The following is an 18,018-nucleotide window of genomic DNA, read 5'->3' on the forward strand; positions in this document are numbered from 1 at the left end:
AAAGTGCAGGAATTTTATATTGCCATAAAAGGAACAAGGCTTTTATAATAAATGTATAAATATAGTAATGTTATGATTAATCTCTTTATAAAGGAGTGAAAAATATGCTAGAGGGCTGGTTTTTATGGGTTATTTTATTTTGGGTTGTCTTTTTAATGAGCATGTTTGCTATCGGCGGATTTTTTATGTTCAGAAAATTTTTAAAGCGCTTACCAAAAGAAGACGGCATGTCTGAACTTGATTGGCAAGATCACTATCTTTCCAAAACCATTCACCTTTGGTCAGCGGATCAAAAGCAGCTATTAAACGTTCTTGTTGAACCAGTACCTGAACTATTTCGCGATGTGGCCAAACAAAAAATTGCAGGGAAAATTGGGGAACTCGCACTTGAGGAACAAGCCGCCTCTATAACAGAAGACTTAATCGTACGTGGATACATCTTAGCTACGCCTAAACGTGATCATAAATTTTTATTAAAAACATTAAAAAAGCAAAAAATAGATGCCGTCCCCTATCAGCATTTATTTTAAATCAAAAAAGGTGGCTGCGTAGCCACCTTTTTTAATTTAATATCGTTGTATTTCCAAGACGATCATTGTGCAGCTTTCGTTCGAGCTTTTTGTACGATGTGTACATCGCAATGCGCCAAGGTACAATCATACCAAATGCTAAAATCCAGAACATACCGCCAAGCTGGCCAACATCAATTGAAGAACTTAAATATATTTTCATTGCAATTCGAATAATAAGCAAACCAATAATAATGAATGCAAAAGCTTTTGAACGCTTCAAGTAAATATGATCGTCACGAATTTCAAATTTAGACGTTTTAATTAACAGGATTGAGAAGATCATGCCTGCTATTAACGCCTCAAGCAGTTCTGCACCCGTTACTCGAAACATTGGAAAGATAAACATTAACGCTCCCGTACTCATAAAAAAAGGCGGAAGTATAATTTTTTTTGCATTCGTTGGTTTATCAGCAGCTTTCATTCGAACAACTAATATGAAAGAAGCCATAAAAATTGCGACAAGTGTTGAAGCAATAACCAATGAAATCCTTCCTTTACTATAGTTTAGTGTGTACTTATATTATAATCCAAAAAACATCAGAAGTAAAAGTGCAACAAAAAAACAGAAGAGGATCTCTTCTGTTTTTATTTAGTAGAGGTAATATCTGCTTTTGCTTTTTGCTTTTGTTTTTGCTTTTTCATTGCTTTTAGTAAGAACCCGCCTTTAAATTTACGAGGCTCGTATGAAATAATGAAAGCACGAGGCTCATATTCTTCAATGAATGCTAATAGCTCTTCTTCTCTACTTCTTTTTGTTAAAATGTCTAATCTATAGCGTGCACTGTCTCTTCCTTCACCTTGGTACACAGTAACACCAAAACCTTCCTGTCGAAGGCGGTTAATTAACTCTTCATTTTTGGTCATAAGGTTAACTAAGAATGTTGTATATCCGATAGCAAGCCTAGATTCGATATAACTTCCAAGTATAATTCCCACTCCAAATCCAACTGCGTATACAACCATAGCAAGCGTGCTTTGATCTCCTGAAAATACTAGGGATAAGCCAAATACATAAATTAACGCTTCAACAAATCCAAAAACTGAGGCATACATACTCATACCTTTGACTAAAAAAATTGTGCGCAGCGTCAAGATCGGTACATAGATCAGTTGCAAAAGCAAGATTAACAAAATATCTTTCAATTTATACACCTCTTTTTAACAATTAAAAATATGACGATTTCATTGTATCACTCCGTATTTATAGAAGATATAGTAAAAATAAATTTTTCTATATATTTTTTCGAGTCATATTCTTGCTTATTTCCTAAGAGCTAAAATGAACGTTTGGTCTTTAAAAAACAAAAAAGAACCTGCCAACTTCCAGATTCTTTTTTGTATCATTTTCCCTTTTTAAAAGCCCGTAAACCCTCCAAATACGCTCGTTGTATAAATAATAATTTTTGTCATCCAGTCAAAATATAAAATAAACCCCATGCCAATCATTGCGTATCCGCCAACTTTCATCATGGAATTCATATGTTTTTTTAACCAATTCATTTTTCCAATAAAGAATGTCATGATAAAGAACGGAATAGAAAACCCAAGTGAATACGTTATCATGTACAAAAGACCGGATCCTGGGTTTGTCGCTGCAAGCGCCATAACCGATACTAAAATAGGTCCCGTGCAAGGAGTCCAGCCGGCAGCAAAAGCCATACCAATAAAAGAAGAACCTAAGAGTCCAGCCGGCTTATTGGCGAATTGAACTTTATGTTCCTGCATAAGAATTCGAGGCTTAAAAATCCCTAGTACAACTAGACCAAAGAAAATAATAAGAATAGCGCCAATCTGCCGAATTAAATCCTTATAGTTAAAAAACCACTGACCAATAAAGGATGTCGCAAAACCAATCATAATAAAGATAACAGAAAATCCCAGCAGAAAAAAAGCTGTGTGAATAAAAGCTTTGCGCTGATGTGACCTAGCGCCTTCCTTTAGCTCGCTGACTGATACTCCCGTTATGTACGATAAAAAAGCTGGATACAAAGGCAAACAGCAGGGTGAAATAAACGATAAAAAGCCTGCGCCAAATGCCAAAAATAAATTTAAATCTCCCACATTTCCCACTTCCCTTTTTTGTTCTTTTTGTTCTTTTTCGTTACCATTTTGTAACCAAATTGTCTTATCTCACTTCTTTCAAATAGTACCATTATCTTGTATAATTAGGTAAACGACTTGTTAGAAGGGATACATAGCATTGGCCAAAAAAGATATTCTATTAGCGATTGAAAAGAAACGAGAAGAACTCATCCGCATAGTCCGAGTAAGTGGATTAAACTCTCCACCTGCTATTAAACATAGTCAAGAATTAGATCATTTATTAAACGTTTACAATGAATTCCCTGCTCAAACAACAGAAACAACCTCTTCATGAAGGTTGTTTCTTTTTTTCACCTTCACTCTATCAATTCTTTATAAATCTCTTTTACTCCTGTTTCTTTATTGAAATTTTCCTCTTTTTCACTGTGCTGAAGCTGATACATATTATAGTACAAACCGCCTTTATCTAGCAGTTCAGCATGCGTTCCTTTTTCGACGATTTTCCCTTTATGCAATACTAAAATACAATCGGCGTGTTGAATAGTTGATAAACGATGGGCAATCGCAATCGTTGTGCGGCCTTTTCCCATATCTCTTAACACTTCTTGAATCGCTTCTTCCGTTTCTGTATCGATATGGGCTGTTGCTTCATCAAGAATAAGGATTTTAGGGTTTCGAATCACCGTTCTTGCAAATGCTAAGAGCTGACGCTGACCGCTTGATAAAGTTGAACCTCTTTCCACTAGCACTTCATTATACTTATTAGGAAGAGCTTCGATAAATGCGTGAGCTTGCACAAATTTCGCCGCTGCTTTTACTTGCTCATCAGAAAAATGGTCTTCATGCAGCGTAATATTTCGCTTTACGGTATCGGCAAATAAAAAGGCATCTTGCAGCACCAGCCCTACCTGATCTCGAAGCTGTTTATTTGAAAAGGACGACAGTGGTTTATTATCGATCAAAATGTCTCCTTTTTGCTGCTCATAAAAACGCATTAATAAATTAATGATGGAGCTTTTCCCGCTTCCAGTATGGCCTACTAAAGCCACTGTTTCTCCTTCGTTTACCGTAAATGATATATCAGAAAGCACATCTCGAACACCGTCATAGGAAAACGTGACGTTTTTGAATTCTACCTTTCCTTTTTGTACCCCCTGCTTTTGTTCTCCTGTCATCACTGGATTTTTTTCTTCCTCATCCATCAAATCAAATACCCGGGAGGCTGATACCATCGCTTGCTGATACATAGAAAGACGCTGCATCATTTCATTAACGGGCTCAAAAAAACGATCCAAATAGTTGATAAACGCGTAAAGAACACCAATTTTAACAGGACTGTCAGCTACGGAAATGCCAAAATAACTGAGCACAAGAATAACGGCTAAAATATAAAGAATTTCGACAGCAGGCCTCAGTAGCAAACCATCTAACTTAATATTGCGCATGCCCGCTTTGTAGTGCTCATCATTAATTTCTTCAAATTCCGAGCGAAGCCGCTTTTCTTGACGAAATAATTGAATAATGGACATGCCTTGCAAAGACTCATGAAGCTTGGCATTTAACTGACTTAGCTTTTCTCGGAGCTGTCCGTAGTAAATAGCGCTGTAATGCTGATAAAGCTTCATAAGTCCCCAAATAAACGGGAGAAGAACTAAACAGTAAAAAGCCAGCTTCACATCTAGCATAAACATCGCTATAAAAATACCAATCAAAAATACCCCATTTTGAATAAAAACCGCGATGACTTCTACAAACATTTCTTTCATAGCTTCCGTGTCATTTGTAATTCGAGAAACAAGGCTTCCCGTTGGCGTGTTGTCAAAAAAGCGAAGCGCCAGACGATGAACATGAGAAAAAACGTCAATTCGAATCTGCTGAATAATTTGAAGCGCAATATTCTGAAACTGCAGAAGCTGAAAGTATTGAACGACAATTTTTAAAAGCTGTAAAAGCAAATAACTGCTTGCAAGCCACACCAGAGGCTGAAGAGGCAAATACTTAGGAGTTAAATAATCGTCAATGAAAATTTTAATCAAAATGGGCCCTAATAAATCAGCAGCCGTAGCAATTAATAATAGAGTGAACGCTAAAAAAAATGATTTTTTATGCGGAATTGTATAGTGAAACAGACGTTTATGTACCGAAGAATGCTCAATTTTCATTTTTCGTCTCTCCTTCTTCTACCGCACGTTCAAGCTGCTGTCTATCGTACATATCCTGATACCAGCCGCTCACGCTAAGCAGTTCCTCATGAGTTCCTCGCTGAATAATTTTCCCTTTATCAAGGACAAGAATCAGGTCTGCATGAGTAACCGAGCTCAGCCGATGCGCTGTAATAATCGTTGTTCGATTTTGACGTTTTTGCCTCAACGCTTGTAAAATACCCGCTTCCGTTTTTCCATCTACCGCTGATAGCGAGTCATCTAAAATTAAAAGCTCAGGATCTAATAGAAGAGCTCTTGCAATCGAGATACGCTGTTTTTGTCCACCAGATAACGAAACGCCTTTTTCACCTACTATTGTTTGATAGCCATCTGTAAAATCGAGGATGTCTTTATGTACATTTGCAACTTTAGCCGCTTCTTGAATTTCTTGATTGCTTGCGTCTTCTTTTCCGAACGCGATATTAGCAGCGACTGTTGTTGAAAACAAAAAGTGATCTTGAGGAACATATCCAATGCTTTTGTACAGTGAATCAAAAGCATAATCTTTAATGTCTTTTCCTCCCCATAAAACAGCTCCGTCGCTTACATCAAATTCACGAAGCAACAGCTTTAAAAGCGTGGTTTTCCCAGCACCCGTCTTTCCGACAATCCCTAACGTTTGACCGCGAGAAAGTGTAAAGTAAATTTCGTTTAACGTGTATTCGTCTTCTTTACCATACGAAAACCTATGAATAACAGCTTCAATATTTCCTGTTGGCAGTTCAACACTAGGATGCGCTGCTTCTTCAATCGAATTTTCTTCTTTTAATAAAGAAAATACCCTGTCATATGATGCTCTTCCTCGTTCCACAATGTTAAATAGCCAGCCAAACGCGAGCATCGGCCAAATAAGAAGGCCCAAATAAGTTGTAAAGGTAACAAGCTGTCCCAGTGTTAACTCTTCACTAATCACCATCTTGCTGCCAAAAATAAGAGCAAGTAAAAAAGAAAGTGCTACAATAATCGAAATGGTCGGATCAAACAATGCATCTACTCGTGCTACTTTCATGTTCTTTTGAACAACATCTGCAGACTTCATACGAAATTCTTCGACATCAGCTGCTTCTTCCCCAAACGTCTTAATGACTTTAATTCCGCTAATGCTTTCTTGAACCTTATCATTTAAAGTAGAAAATGCTGCTTGTGCGTGATGAAACCGCGCATGAAGCAATGTACCATAGTAACTTGTTAAAACGGCCATAAGCGGCATAGGAATAAGGCAAATAAGCGTTAATTTCCAGCTGATTGTTAGGGCCATTGTGCATAGAACAAGCCCTCCTGTGACAATGGAATCCACGAGCGTCAAAACGCCCGAACCTGCAGTTTGTTGAATAGCTTGAATATCATTCGTTGCATGGGCCATCATATCCCCAATTCGCCGCCGCTGATAAAAGGCCTGATTCATCCTGGTAAAATGAGTGTAGAGGGTATTTCTCAGCTGCTTGGCTAGTTTAACAGATGAACCAAATATCATAATACGCCATATGTATCTTGTGAAATAGGCCACAACAGCAGCTCCTAGCAAAATGCCAACCATCTGCATTAAGCGCTTTCCATTCAGCGTCCCTTCTTTAATGCCATCTACCGTTAAACCAATAATTTTAGGCGGGAGAAGTTCTAATGCTGCCACAATAATGAGCAGCGCTATCCCCGTTATGTAAGACTTTTTTTCCTGTTTGAAAAACCACCATAACTCTCGAAAAATTTTCATCGTATCCCCCTAGCCCCACAACCATTTTCTTATCTCTATCATAAAACAAAAGACACCCTTCTGAATAGAGAGTGTCTGTCCAATTAACCATTATTTAATTTGGCCGTTCATTGCTTTCATCATTTGGTTAATTTTTTTCTGCGATGGTTTCATGCCCATTTGCATCATCATCATTTTTAACATTTGTTCATTAATTGGTGGATTTTTCTTCAGATAGCTCATCATATACTTACGAGCAATGAAAAATCCTAGCGCTATCCCAACAATTAATGCTAGAACACCAACTAGAATATACATTCCCATGGTATTACTTCCTCCTTCGTGTTGTCTAACTTACAGTGTACTAGACCATACGCTATTATACAATATTTCCGTTCCAATTTCCTTAAATAATTACACAAATTTTCTTGTTTTCACAGGCCTCAGCCAGCCGTATTCATCCGTTCCATAATTCACTGCTAAAAAACAAGGATCTAGCTTGCGTAATACTTCAAAAAAAGCTGTCTCAGCATCAACATTGCCATCTCCTTCAATTGTTATACAGCGATTCGTTAATTTTATAGATGCTCGACTTTTTTTATGAGGATATTCCAGCACAAACGTCTCTTGATGAGTAAAAAAATGAGGATAATGAGAAAACGCCTGAAGTAATTCTCGTTGAATAAATGAATTGGGCAGTTGGCGAGTAATGTAATGAACTTGTTTTTGTAAATGCGTTTCCTGCAAGTGACGTTTCATTTTATATTCAATCAGCAGCTGATAAATGAGCTTTTCTCTTCGAAAATAGGATGATGCAACTTCTTCCTCCATTAAATATACTTCATACGTTCTCACGATTCATCCTCCCTTTCGGCTCGTTCTTTTTTGTACCATTATACCGAATGGTGTACGCAATGCTTGTCTATCGATGAAAAAATTTCTTTGTTTTTTTGTCGAAAAAAAAGAGCAGACCATAGGAGTCTGCTCTTTCTTGTGAAAAAGAATTATGCATTAAGCAAGCTTTTCACTTTTGCTACTACATTTTCAACTGTAAAACCAAATTCTTTCATGATTGTTTCACCAGGAGCAGATGCACCGAAGTGATTAATACCAAGAACTTGTCCCTCGTCTCCAACATAGCGTTCCCAGCCAAGTGTAGAAGCCATTTCAATACCTAAACGTTTTTTCACTGATTTAGGGATAACACTTTCTTTGTACTCAGCAGATTGCTCTTCGAAACGATCCCATGCAGGCATACTTACTACAGATACATCAATGCCTTCTGCAGCTAATGCTTTTTGTGCTTCTACTGCTAGGCTTACTTCAGAGCCTGTTGCAAGTATTAATGCATCCGCTTGGTCTTTACCAGCTTTAGATACAACGTACGCGCCTTTAGACACGCCTTCGTATGCATTTTCTTTTGTACCTTCAAGCGTTGGCAAGTTTTGACGAGTCAATACAAGCGCCGTTGGGCGGTCAGTTGATTCTAATGCTAAGCGCCATGCAGCAGCTGTTTCATTTGCATCTGCAGGACGAACCACTGAAAGACCTGGCATTGCACGAAGTGATGGCAATTGTTCAATTGGCTCATGTGTTGGGCCGTCTTCTCCAACTGCGATACTGTCATGTGTGAATACATATGTTACAGGAAGCTTCATTAAAGCTGCTAAGCGAATTGCTGGGCGAAGATAATCAGAGAATACAAAGAATGTTCCTCCGAATACTTTTACACCGCCGTGTAGAGCCATACCGTTTAATGCAGCTCCCATTGCAAATTCACGTACACCGAACCAAATATTACGTCCGCTGTAATCAGCTGCAGTGAAGTCTTCTGAACCTTTAATCATTGTTTTATTTGACCCAGCTAAGTCAGCTGAACCGCCGAAGAATTGAGGTACAGCTTGTGCTACTGCGTTTAATACTTCTCCAGAAGAAGCACGGCTAGCTAAGCTTGAACCCGTTTCGTATGCTGGAAGCGTTTCTTCCCAGCCTTCCGGTAACTTTCCTTCTACTGCTAGTTCAAATTGACGACCTAGTTCAGGATATTTTTCTTTATACTGTGCAAATACATCGTTCCATTCGTTTTCTTTCTTTTGGCCATCTTCAGCAATTGTAGCTTTGAAGTGAGCATACACTTCTTCTGGCACATAGAAATCTTCTTCAAATGTCCATGCATAAGCTTCTTTTGTTAATTTTGTTTCATCGGAACCTAATGGAGAACCGTGCACGCCAGAAGTACCCGCGTGGTTTGGAGAACCAAATCCGATTGTTGTTTTTACTTCAATTAGCGTTGGGCGTGTTAAATCGCCTTTTGCTTCTTCAATTGCGTTTGCAATCGCTGTCAAGTCATTGCCGTCTTCAACGCGAATTACTTGCCATCCGTAAGCCTTGAAACGATCTTCTACGTTCTCAGAGAACGAGCGATCTAAATCTCCGTCTAAAGAAATATCATTTGAATCGTATAAAACAACTAAGCGTCCTAATTTTAAGTGTGCCGCTAATGAAGCTGCTTCAGCAGATACACCTTCCATTAAGTCTCCGTCACCACAAATACCATACGTAAAGTGGTCTACAATTTCTAAACCTTCTTTGTTGTATGTTTCAGCTAAATGACGTTCTGCCATTGCTTTACCAACAGCCATTGCAATACCTTGTCCTAGTGGACCAGTTGTTGCATCAACACCTGCTGTATGACCGAACTCTGGATGACCTGGTGTTTTGCTTCCCCATTGACGGAAGTTTTTAAGGTCTTCAATTGATAAGTCATATCCAGCTAAATGAAGCAAGCTGTATAATAGTGCCGATCCGTGTCCTGCTGATAATACAAAGCGGTCACGGTTGAACCAGTTTGGATTCTTTGGATTGATGTTCATAAATTTTGTCCACAATGTATATGCCATTGGAGCAGCTCCCATTGGCATACCTGGGTGACCTGAATTTGCTTTCTCAATCGCATCGATTGATAAAGTACGAATTGTTGCAATCGAAAGATCTTCAATACGTTGTGTCATACTCTTCATTCCTTTCAAAACTATGTACATATGTTATCATACTAATGATTTGCTTATTTGTACAATACTTGAACCAAAAAAATTTCCACTTTTACAGTTTTTGTGTGCCTTATTAAAAATATACAAAAAACTAGAGGGAACTCTCCCTCTAGTTTTACTAGAACGTCTTAGTGAAGACGCTTCTTTTTGCTCTCTTTTAACTTCTTAGGCGTAACATCTTTACCTTCCTCGTCCACAACTTTAATCGTATGAAGGTGGTTTGTCATAGATTGTCGGAAAACTTTTAAATATTCCTGACGTAGCTCTTGCTGTTCTTTCGCTTCAGATTCTGTCAGACCTTCAGCCTTTGCCTTTTTTGAAAGAGCATTAATACGAGCAAGTTTATCTTTTGATAGCATATAAAACCTATCTCCTTATAATCAATAATTAAAATTACCGAACCGTTCCGGCAACATGTAGTCATCTTACTAAATCTCTTTCGTTTTATCAAGAGATTGAGCACTCTCTTGATACTCTTGATAGCGACGATGTACCGTTGCTTTTGAAATATTATAACCAAAACCTTTTAGCGTAACTGAAATTTCAGCAAAGGTTAAGCCGTTATGACGAAGGCGGACAATTTCTTCAATCGGCGCTTCTTTTTTTTCTCTTCCTGAGTTAACTCCTTGATTTTTTAAATTTTGCTGCGGACGATAACCGTTTTCTACGGCTCTTTTCATTCCTCTTTTAATTTTAGCGTTATGTAATTTCCGCTGATGCTCTTCCACTAAGCTAATAATATCTAACACCATCGAATCAGATTCTGAAAGCTGAAGCTGACCTTGATGACTAATCGTATAGATCGTAGCATTTTCTTTATGAAAAGCATGAAGAAGCGCAATTCGGGCATTTCCTCTGCCTAATCGCGTTTCGTCTTGAATGAGCAGCACAGATATTTTTTCTTCTTTCATTGTATGAAGAACATCCAATATACCCTCTCTGTCTACGTCATATCCGCTTGCTTTTTCCATTACGACTTTTTTTACGTTTAGATGGTGAAGATCAGCAAGCTTTTTTAATTCTTCTTGCTGGCGCTGTAAAGATGTTTCTTGGGTTTTTTTATCCGTACTTACACGGCAATAAATAATGGCGTCCACTTTTATCACGACCTTTTCGGCTTCTAACAATATTCAGGAACGGCCGTTACACACTACTGTTCAATTGCCACTTGATTATGTAACTCTTTTTTTAAAACAGGAATATATAATTTATCTCCAGGAGATAAAGACTGGGCAGTGTCTGAGTTTAGATCATTGACGTCTTCAACCCATTTGACAAATTCATTGGTGGTCAAATGATGGTGATTATGATACTTGTTGGACAAGTCCCAAAGCGTATCTCCTTTTGTAATAGTAACCGTTGAATATTTGTCTAAATCTACTTTATCCGCTCCTAAAACCAGCGTCAATACATATGTAAGTGCAGCGATAACTGCAAAAAAAATAGCGTAATGTTTCATAGAATGTAAGAATTGGTGCATATTATGATCCCCCTATCAGAATATATGTTCTTATTTTATTGAGAACATTTGTTTCTGTCAATGGAATTCTTCGAACTTATGTTTGTATATTGACACATCACGTGGTATAATTCACCTAAAGAATAGCTAAAATCGAGGTGAAAAATATGAAGCTATCAAAACGTCAACAAGACATACTAGATTTTATTAAGCACGAAGTAAAATTAAAAGGTTATCCGCCTTCTGTTCGTGAGATTGGGGAAGCGGTGGGATTAGCCTCTAGCTCCACTGTACACGGGCATTTAGCTCGTTTAGAAAGTAAAGGGTTAATTCGCAGAGATCCAACAAAACCAAGAGCAATCGAAGTTCTTCAACTAGACGAAGTAAACATCCCTAAAAGCAATGTCATTAATGTTCCTGTTATCGGTAAAGTAACAGCAGGTCTTCCTATAACAGCCGTTGAAAATGTGGAAGAATATTTCCCTCTTCCAGATAAATTCGTTTCTCCAGATGATCATGTATTTATGCTTGAAATTATGGGAGAAAGTATGATTGAAGCAGGTATTCTAGATGGCGATATGGTAATCGTACGTCAGCAGCAAACTGCTAATAACGGAGATATTGTGGTCGCTATGACCGAGGACAACGAAGCAACGGTAAAACGTTTCTTTAAAGAAGAAAATTTCGTTCGTTTACAGCCTGAAAATTCAACGATGGCGCCTATTATTCTTCGCCACGTAACGATTTTAGGAAAAGTCACTGGTGTATATCGCACGATTCACTAATCACACACTGTATGTAAAACCAACTAATCATGATGTTAGTTGGTTTTTTACGTTTGTTTTCTAAAAAAATTGGCATATTATAAATGATACGTCGAATCATTACAGGCAGGTAGAGCGGTTTTTATAAAGCCTGTTTTACCTTTTACTTTCTGTCTGCATTTTTTCGACTCTCAAAAAAAATACAACCGACTATAAGAAGGATGTAGTTTATGACCAATACACCAAGGAAAACAGAACCATTTCAAACTATTATGCCTACCAAAGCAATGAACATGTTTCTTTTTCCTTTTTCCTTTGATCGAAAAAATAAAGAGCAGCTTGTTCATGCACTAGAAGCAAATATGTTTGAGTTTTTTTCCATTCAAAACAAACATGTAGAAAAAGAATACTACGGAGAACAGTATTACGTATCTCATGATAGCTTGGATCAATATTTTCTTCCTTACATTGAATGTATTCTATTTCCTGATTCGTGCGAAAAAGAAGGCTTGCTTCGATTTTCAAAAAAAATAGACCATACCGTTACGCTACAAACTTCCTCCACCACCGTGTCTAGCAACGTGCTGTCTGTGGATGTTTTTTTATGTCCTTTTGAAATTGGCGTCATGACCATTCGCACTGAGATGAGTCATAATCATTACACCTATGATGACATTTTAGAATTCATGAATCATTTTCGTGTATTAGAACCGAAGCTTGCTGAAGAGCATGGATCCACCATTACCTATGAACATCATCGCTATAGCAAAGTACAGGATTATATTTTTTCACAGCTCGCGCCATTTTTGAACGAACACATCAAAAAAGAAGCGACGCGTGAACAGCACGTCGGGAGTCTTCCTTATTTTATCGATGAACGGATGTTTGTATTAAGTTATGTAACGGTAAATCAAGAGCAAGAGATTAACTCCACAACTTTATTTCGTACTGGGCAGCTAAATAGCTATACGCCTGACGGGAAACCGTTTATCTCTGCACACAACCATGAGTATATTAAAACGTATAATACCAAACACGTGTATTCCAGATGGGCTCCTGAAACCTATTACGTTATAACAGACCATGTGTTTTCGTGTATTTCTAAATCGACAGACTCTAAAACGGATCAGCTTTTGATGAATCATCTATTTGGCCAACATTACTATAATTTATTTTTGCATTTTTTCTATAAAATCGTGTTGCTAAAACTATCCTATGAGTATTCTCAGCTCACGTTTCATAAAAATTCAGAGGGCATCGAGCGACTAATTCGCTCTATTACTGTATTTTCAGGTAAATATTTATTTTTAGAAATTAGCTCTCGCACGGAAGGTCAAGAGTTTTCTGTGCTCTTTAAAAAAATCTTCCACATCAATTCTCTTTATCAAGAAGTCAAAGAAACCCTTGGTACTTTGTATCAAAATCAAGAGAAAATCGCGGCCAAGCGTCACAATTACTTATTATTAATTTTAACGATTTATACCGTTCTTTCCGGTATTTACGGAATGAATTTAGTTATTAGCAAGCTAAAGGGAAACATCAATTGGGATAGTATGAAGCAGTTTTCTATCTTTGAATATATCGCTTTAATAGTAGCTTTATCAGGAATTCTGATCAGCATTAGTCTCGGAGTGAGTTCCCTATGGAATTTATTAAAAGATCGATTTAAAACATAAAAGCTGTTCGCATCAGAAAATACATTATAAAAAAGAAGAGATTGAGACATAACTAAACCAAGCAAGTCTAAAGGGAAACAAATGAAATAAATAAGCTAGCAGGGATTGCTTGTGACATCGCAGTTGATTTCCGTGCAAGACTTCGCTTTCCGCGGGCGGCCGGTGAGCCTCCTCGTCGCTTGCGCTCCTGCGGGGTCTCACCCCTTCCGCTTTTCCCGCAGGAGTCTTCGTCTTGCCCTCCAATCAACTGCTGGAAAGAACTAAACAAATGAAACCTACGTGCACCATAAAAAACGAACCACTAATCAAACATGATGATTAATGGTTCGTTTTTCGCTTCGACTAAAATCCTTTTTTCCCAACCTCTTTTATCTATTACTAAATCACTGCCTACTCCACTGAACCTTTTATTACACGTTGTGCCGCTGTTGTAATTTCAGAACAATCTAACATTATACTCTATAAGAAAAATATATACAAAATAATAAAATATGGTATCATAGGGTAGGAATTTTGTACCTTATCTTTGAAATAATTTGCAGGAGGTAATATGCTTAACTCATTTTTATCCAAAAGCCTGATTCTTTTATGTGTCATGATTCTTACATGGTCTCTATGGGGCAGTTATAGTGCGATGACAAATTCATTGGACTTAAAAGGCTTGGCTTTAAGTAATTCATTTATTATTGAAGGAATATGTATCACTTTCCTTGTCATTTTTCTAATAGCTATTGCAAGTAGATACATGAACAAAACTGTTTTTTTTATTTCACTGATTGTTTTGACCTTAGGTGTTCGATTAGCATGGATGCTTTCTGTTCAAACACCTGTAAAATCTGACTTTCTTGTCATGTTAGATGCCGCACGTAATATCGCAAAAGGAAATTATGAATTTAACCAAAGCGTTTATTTCACTACATGGGTATATCAGCTAGGCTTTTCATTCTATGAATCTATTGTTATTCGCTGTTTTGGAGATAGCATTTTTACATTAAAATTGTTAAATATTTTTTATTCTACTGGAACCGTTATTTTTATTTATCTAATTGGCGCTAAAGTATTTAACGAACTTGCTGGGAGAATGGCAGCTTTCCTATATGCGTTCTACATTCCGAATATTCTCTACAGCTCAGTGTTAACCAATCAGCATTTAGCTACTTTTTTATTTTATGCAGCTTTTTACCTTATTATAAAAAGATTTGCTCATAACAAGTTTAGCTGGCTTTATATTGGTCTTCTATTGTCGTTAGGAAATTTAATGCGCCCTCTGGGACCCATTATTATCGTTGCTGTTTTCATTTATTTCATCTTGCAAATTCTTCAACCTTACATTAAAGCGAAGGATGCTGCTGAGTTAAAAACTCGTCGAAAGAAAATAGGAAAAAACCTCGTAGGCGTACTGGCTACTTTTTTTATTGCAAATGCGCTGATCAACTACTCTTTTGTAGCGAGCGGTATTTCTAAATATCCTTTAAGTAACAGAGATCCTTTATGGAAATTCGTTATTGGCTTTAATTATGAAACAAGCGGTTCTTATTCTTCAGAGGATGCTAGTCGTTTTATGGGTATGCCAATTGGAGAAAAACGAGCTGAAGCAGAAAAAGAAGTAATTAAAGAGCGAGTAGCAGATAAAGAGCAACTTTTAGATCTCTTTCACATTAAATTCCTGAATATGTGGGGAGGAACGGATGCATCTACATTTTGGAGTATTTCATTAACTCCTCAAGAAGATGTACCTTTTAATAAAGAGAAATTAATTAGTGCTGCTCAAAGTTATGAAAGAATCATTTACGTTTCAACTACTATTCTTTCCATTATTGGACTTATATGTTTATTCCTGAAGAAGCAGGATAAATATCCGTATACACTGTTTTTATTACTAATCATAGGATACGTTCTTATTCACTTGCTTATTGAAATTCAAACTCGCTATCGATTCTTTATTTTCCCAAGCTTTATGCTGCTCGAAGGGTTTGGTATTTCAGTGATTCTATCTTATTTACTAGTACGGTTTACTAAAAATAAGACCCAGGCAAAATGTGAAGAGATAAATTAAATGGAAGGGATTATGCAACCGTGATAAAATTCCTGAAATTCGGATTTGTAGGTATAATGAATACCCTGCTCACTATTATCAGTTACTTAGCACTGATTCATTTTGATATGAATTATATATTGGCTAACGTACTATCCTATTTCATTGGCGTCATAAACAGCTACTATTGGAACAAATCCTGGGTGTTTCAAGCAACTGTACATAAATGGATGTTAGCTCAATTTTTCATCGTAAACCTTATTACTTTAGCAATTAATACATCTTGCTTATTCCTTCTTGTACACTATACACCTGCTAATCCGATAATTGGACAACTGTTGTCTACTTGTATAGGAATGTTTTTTAATTTTTTTCTTAATAAAATATGGACGTTTAAGCACACAAACAATCACTCGATAGGAGGTAAAGCATGAAAGAACTAATTTCAATCGTGGTACCTATGTATTTTGAAGAAGAAGTAGCTAATGAATGCTATAATCGCTTGCTTTCCGTCATGCATGAAAATCACATTAACTATGAATTCATTTTCGTCAATGACGGCAGTACAGACCGAACAATTGAAATCTTAAAGGACGTAGCAGCTATGGATTCTAACGTAAAAATTATTGATTTTGCCCGTAATTTCGGGCACCAAACTGCCGTCACAGCAGGTATTGACTATGCTCAAGGTGATGCTATCGTAATTATTGATGCTGACTTACAGGATCCGCCTGAAATGATTCCTGAATTAATTGCTAAATGGCAGCAAGGCTATGAAATTGTATACGCAAAGCGCAAGAAGCGAAGCGGAGAGACCTTTTTTAAATTGACAACGGCTAAGTATTTTTATCGCTTTTTAAATTATATGTCCGATATTGAAATCCCAAAAGACACGGGAGATTTTCGTATTATCGACCGAAAAGTTGCGGACGTATTCAAAAAAATGACTGAACGCAATCGTTTCGTAAGAGGAATGATGTCTTGGATCGGCTTCAGGCAAACATATGTAGAATATGAGCGCGATGAGCGTTTTGCTGGTGAAACAAAATATCCTTTAAAAAAGATGATCAAGTTTGCTTCAGATGGAATTATTGGGTTTTCAACGAAACCTTTACGTTTAGTAATGGTTATTGGCTTGTTATCAGTTTTTGTATCACTTCTCGTTTTAAGTTATTCGATTGTTGTTTGGCTGATAGGTGAAAATATTCAGCCTGGCTGGACTTCGATTATGGTAGCTATCACTTTCTTTAGCGGTATTCAGCTACTTGGTTTAGGTCTAGTGGGACAATACATCGCAAGAATTTACGATGAAAGTAAAAATAGACCTATTTACGTTGTACGTGAAACTATTAACTTTTCTGCGGCTTCAACAGATTCTCAAAACGTGCGTGAAAAAGTATATAGCTAAAAAAACAAGGAAGAAAACAACTGTTTTCTTCCTTGTTTTTTATTCTTTTTGAAGCTGTAAATCGCTTGTCACCCAGTCAGGAATTCCATCATCTTCATCAAATTCAATAATGACATCCGTTATTCCTTTTTCCTGTAAAATACGATTTTCGAGACGATCTTTAATATCATCCGCTTCTGCTACTGTTAAAGAAGGATCAATTTCTACTTTTAATTCAACGTGAAGCTCTTCTCCTTCTTTCATCACCATTAACGTTTGAATATCACGCACTTGTACATCTTGCATAACAATGGCGCCAATTTTCATTTCCATTTCTTTATCTGCTTCACCAAGCGCTCCGGCAGCGTTATCTAAAAATACTCGTCCTACTACAAAAAACATCATAAGACCAATTAGCATAGAAGCAATTCCTTCAGCTTGATGAAAAGGCGTAAACCGCGAAATAAAAACGGCGATTAAAGCCAATACGCCTCCTCCAGTAGCTACCAGATCTTCCATAAAAACAAGCTTAGTTGCTGGCTTTGCTTTCTTTAGATGAACAAAGCTTTGCGTAAAAACATTGACCTCTGCAGTATTCATTCCGACATCGTGCAAAATTTCTTTCATTGCCTTAAAGAGGACAAACATCTCAAGTAATACCGAGATGCCAAGTACTGCAATATTTAAAATAAAGCCTGAAGACTTCGTCGGATGAAGAATATGATGATACCCTTCTTTAATCGTTTCAAATGCCATAATTCCTACTACAAGAACCGCCCCTAATAAAACGAGATTAACCAATCGTCCAAATCCGTTTGGAAATCGTTTGGTCGGAGCTTTTTTGCTTAATGCTGAACCTATAAAAACAAAGAACTGATTTGCTGCGTCCCCTAAGCTGTGCATCGTTTCAGCAAACATCGCTACATTTCCCGTTAAAGCAAAAGCAATCCCTTTAATAATGGATATAATGGTATTAACTATAGCGGCCATCATGGCCGATTTATTTCCTTTTCGCAATAACTTAATTAATTCACTCATGCAATCCCTCCGTTTGTGCCTTTGATGAGATTCAATTATGGTTAGTGTATGTGAATTTAAAAATTAAAAACCTCCAACATATAAGTTGGAGGTTTTTAGT

Annotated in this window: 20 protein-coding genes; 7 read left to right on the forward strand and 13 right to left on the reverse strand. The window is 37.1% G+C overall.

Going from position 1 to position 18,018, the window contains the following annotated elements; genetic code table 11:
• Positions 1-104 precede the first annotated feature (104 nt).
• A complete protein-coding gene (locus tag LJY09_RS20120) occupies positions 105-530 on the forward strand; it encodes a DUF2621 domain-containing protein (protein WP_028411360.1) in 426 nt (141 codons plus the stop codon).
• A gap of 31 nt (positions 531-561) precedes the next feature.
• Here the strand turns inward: LJY09_RS20120 and LJY09_RS20125 are convergent, their stop codons facing one another.
• From LJY09_RS20125 to LJY09_RS20135, 3 genes are all read right to left on the reverse strand, one after another.
• On the reverse strand, positions 562-1,053 hold the full coding sequence (locus tag LJY09_RS20125) for a CcdC family protein (protein WP_013084715.1): 492 nt from the start codon (positions 1,051-1,053) through the stop codon (positions 562-564).
• A 104-nt stretch (positions 1,054-1,157) separates the two neighbouring features.
• Positions 1,158-1,715, reverse strand: coding sequence for a DUF2179 domain-containing protein (locus LJY09_RS20130; RefSeq protein WP_013058767.1), 558 nt, complete (start codon positions 1,713-1,715; stop codon positions 1,158-1,160).
• Positions 1,716-1,925: 210 nt separating this feature from the next.
• A complete protein-coding gene (locus LJY09_RS20135; protein WP_028411361.1) occupies positions 1,926-2,633 on the reverse strand; it encodes a cytochrome c biogenesis CcdA family protein in 708 nt (235 codons plus the stop codon).
• Positions 2,634-2,772: 139 nt separating this feature from the next.
• Between LJY09_RS20135 and LJY09_RS20140 the strand changes: the two genes are divergently transcribed.
• A complete protein-coding gene (locus LJY09_RS20140; protein WP_013084718.1) occupies positions 2,773-2,949 on the forward strand; it encodes an aspartyl-phosphate phosphatase Spo0E family protein in 177 nt (58 codons plus the stop codon).
• 22 nt (positions 2,950-2,971) lie between these two features.
• Here LJY09_RS20140 and LJY09_RS20145 read toward each other — a convergent pair whose 3' ends face one another.
• The 8 genes from LJY09_RS20145 to yneA all read right to left on the reverse strand — a co-directional run bounded on the left by LJY09_RS20145 (position 2,972) and on the right by yneA (position 11,039).
• Positions 2,972-4,777 carry an ABC transporter ATP-binding protein gene (locus LJY09_RS20145; RefSeq protein ID WP_228307416.1) on the reverse strand — a complete coding sequence of 602 codons (1,806 nt, stop codon included), beginning with the start codon at positions 4,775-4,777 and terminating at the stop codon, positions 2,972-2,974.
• Positions 4,767-6,530, reverse strand: a complete 1,764-nt coding sequence (locus tag LJY09_RS20150) for an ABC transporter transmembrane domain-containing protein (protein ID WP_028411363.1) — start codon at positions 6,528-6,530, stop codon at positions 4,767-4,769. Before LJY09_RS20150 ends, LJY09_RS20145 begins: the two co-directional genes overlap by 11 nt.
• Positions 6,531-6,620: 90 nt before the next feature.
• Positions 6,621-6,833 carry a YneF family protein gene (locus LJY09_RS20155; RefSeq protein ID WP_013058772.1) on the reverse strand — a complete coding sequence of 71 codons (213 nt, stop codon included), beginning with the start codon at positions 6,831-6,833 and terminating at the stop codon, positions 6,621-6,623.
• A gap of 90 nt (positions 6,834-6,923) precedes the next feature.
• Positions 6,924-7,364, reverse strand: a complete 441-nt coding sequence (gene sirA, locus LJY09_RS20160) for a sporulation inhibitor of replication protein SirA (protein ID WP_028411364.1) — start codon at positions 7,362-7,364, stop codon at positions 6,924-6,926.
• A 149-nt stretch (positions 7,365-7,513) separates the two neighbouring features.
• Entirely contained in the window at positions 7,514-9,520 is a 2,007-nt protein-coding gene (tkt, locus tag LJY09_RS20165; RefSeq protein ID WP_013058774.1) for a transketolase, read from the reverse strand.
• Positions 9,521-9,687: 167 nt separating this feature from the next.
• Complete coding sequence (locus tag LJY09_RS20170; RefSeq protein ID WP_013058775.1) at positions 9,688-9,918, reverse strand: DUF896 domain-containing protein; 231 nt, start codon at positions 9,916-9,918, stop codon at positions 9,688-9,690.
• A 69-nt stretch (positions 9,919-9,987) separates the two neighbouring features.
• Positions 9,988-10,656 carry a YneB family resolvase-like protein gene (locus LJY09_RS20175; RefSeq protein WP_028411365.1) on the reverse strand — a complete coding sequence of 223 codons (669 nt, stop codon included), beginning with the start codon at positions 10,654-10,656 and terminating at the stop codon, positions 9,988-9,990.
• Between the two features lie 53 nt (positions 10,657-10,709).
• Positions 10,710-11,039 carry a cell division suppressor protein YneA gene (yneA, locus tag LJY09_RS20180; protein ID WP_028411366.1) on the reverse strand — a complete coding sequence of 110 codons (330 nt, stop codon included), beginning with the start codon at positions 11,037-11,039 and terminating at the stop codon, positions 10,710-10,712.
• Between the two features lie 146 nt (positions 11,040-11,185).
• Between yneA and lexA the strand changes: the two genes are divergently transcribed.
• Positions 11,186-11,803, forward strand: coding sequence for a transcriptional repressor LexA (gene lexA / locus LJY09_RS20185; protein WP_013058778.1), 618 nt, complete (start codon positions 11,186-11,188; stop codon positions 11,801-11,803).
• A 209-nt stretch (positions 11,804-12,012) separates the two neighbouring features.
• Positions 12,013-13,458 (forward strand): magnesium transporter CorA family protein, encoded by a 1,446-nt coding sequence (locus LJY09_RS20190; RefSeq protein ID WP_028411367.1) that lies wholly within the window; start codon positions 12,013-12,015, stop codon positions 13,456-13,458.
• A gap of 67 nt (positions 13,459-13,525) precedes the next feature.
• Here the strand turns inward: LJY09_RS20190 and LJY09_RS20195 are convergent, their stop codons facing one another.
• Positions 13,526-13,726 (reverse strand): hypothetical protein, encoded by a 201-nt coding sequence (locus LJY09_RS20195; protein ID WP_223546232.1) that lies wholly within the window; start codon positions 13,724-13,726, stop codon positions 13,526-13,528.
• 282 nt (positions 13,727-14,008) lie between these two features.
• On the opposite strand from LJY09_RS20195, the gene LJY09_RS20200 reads away from it, so the two are divergent.
• The 3 genes from LJY09_RS20200 to LJY09_RS20210 are packed head-to-tail and all read left to right on the forward strand — an operon-like array spanning position 14,009 to position 16,901.
• Positions 14,009-15,514 carry an ArnT family glycosyltransferase gene (locus LJY09_RS20200; protein ID WP_028411368.1) on the forward strand — a complete coding sequence of 502 codons (1,506 nt, stop codon included), beginning with the start codon at positions 14,009-14,011 and terminating at the stop codon, positions 15,512-15,514.
• Positions 15,515-15,534: 20 nt separating this feature from the next.
• Positions 15,535-15,927: a GtrA family protein gene (locus LJY09_RS20205; RefSeq protein ID WP_028411369.1), complete on the forward strand. Its 393-nt coding sequence runs from the start codon at positions 15,535-15,537 to the stop codon at positions 15,925-15,927.
• Entirely contained in the window at positions 15,924-16,901 is a 978-nt protein-coding gene (locus LJY09_RS20210; RefSeq protein WP_028411370.1) for a glycosyltransferase family 2 protein, read from the forward strand. The genes LJY09_RS20205 and LJY09_RS20210 overlap by 4 nt, the downstream gene beginning before the upstream one ends.
• Positions 16,902-16,940: 39 nt before the next feature.
• Here the strand turns inward: LJY09_RS20210 and LJY09_RS20215 are convergent, their stop codons facing one another.
• On the reverse strand, positions 16,941-17,918 hold the full coding sequence (locus tag LJY09_RS20215) for a cation diffusion facilitator family transporter (protein WP_028411371.1): 978 nt from the start codon (positions 17,916-17,918) through the stop codon (positions 16,941-16,943).
• Positions 17,919-18,018: the final 100 nt, after the last annotated feature.

Source organism: Priestia sp. J2, assembly GCF_020790095.1.
GTDB classification, from domain to species: Bacteria; Bacillota; Bacilli; order Bacillales; family Bacillaceae_H; genus Priestia; species Priestia zanthoxyli.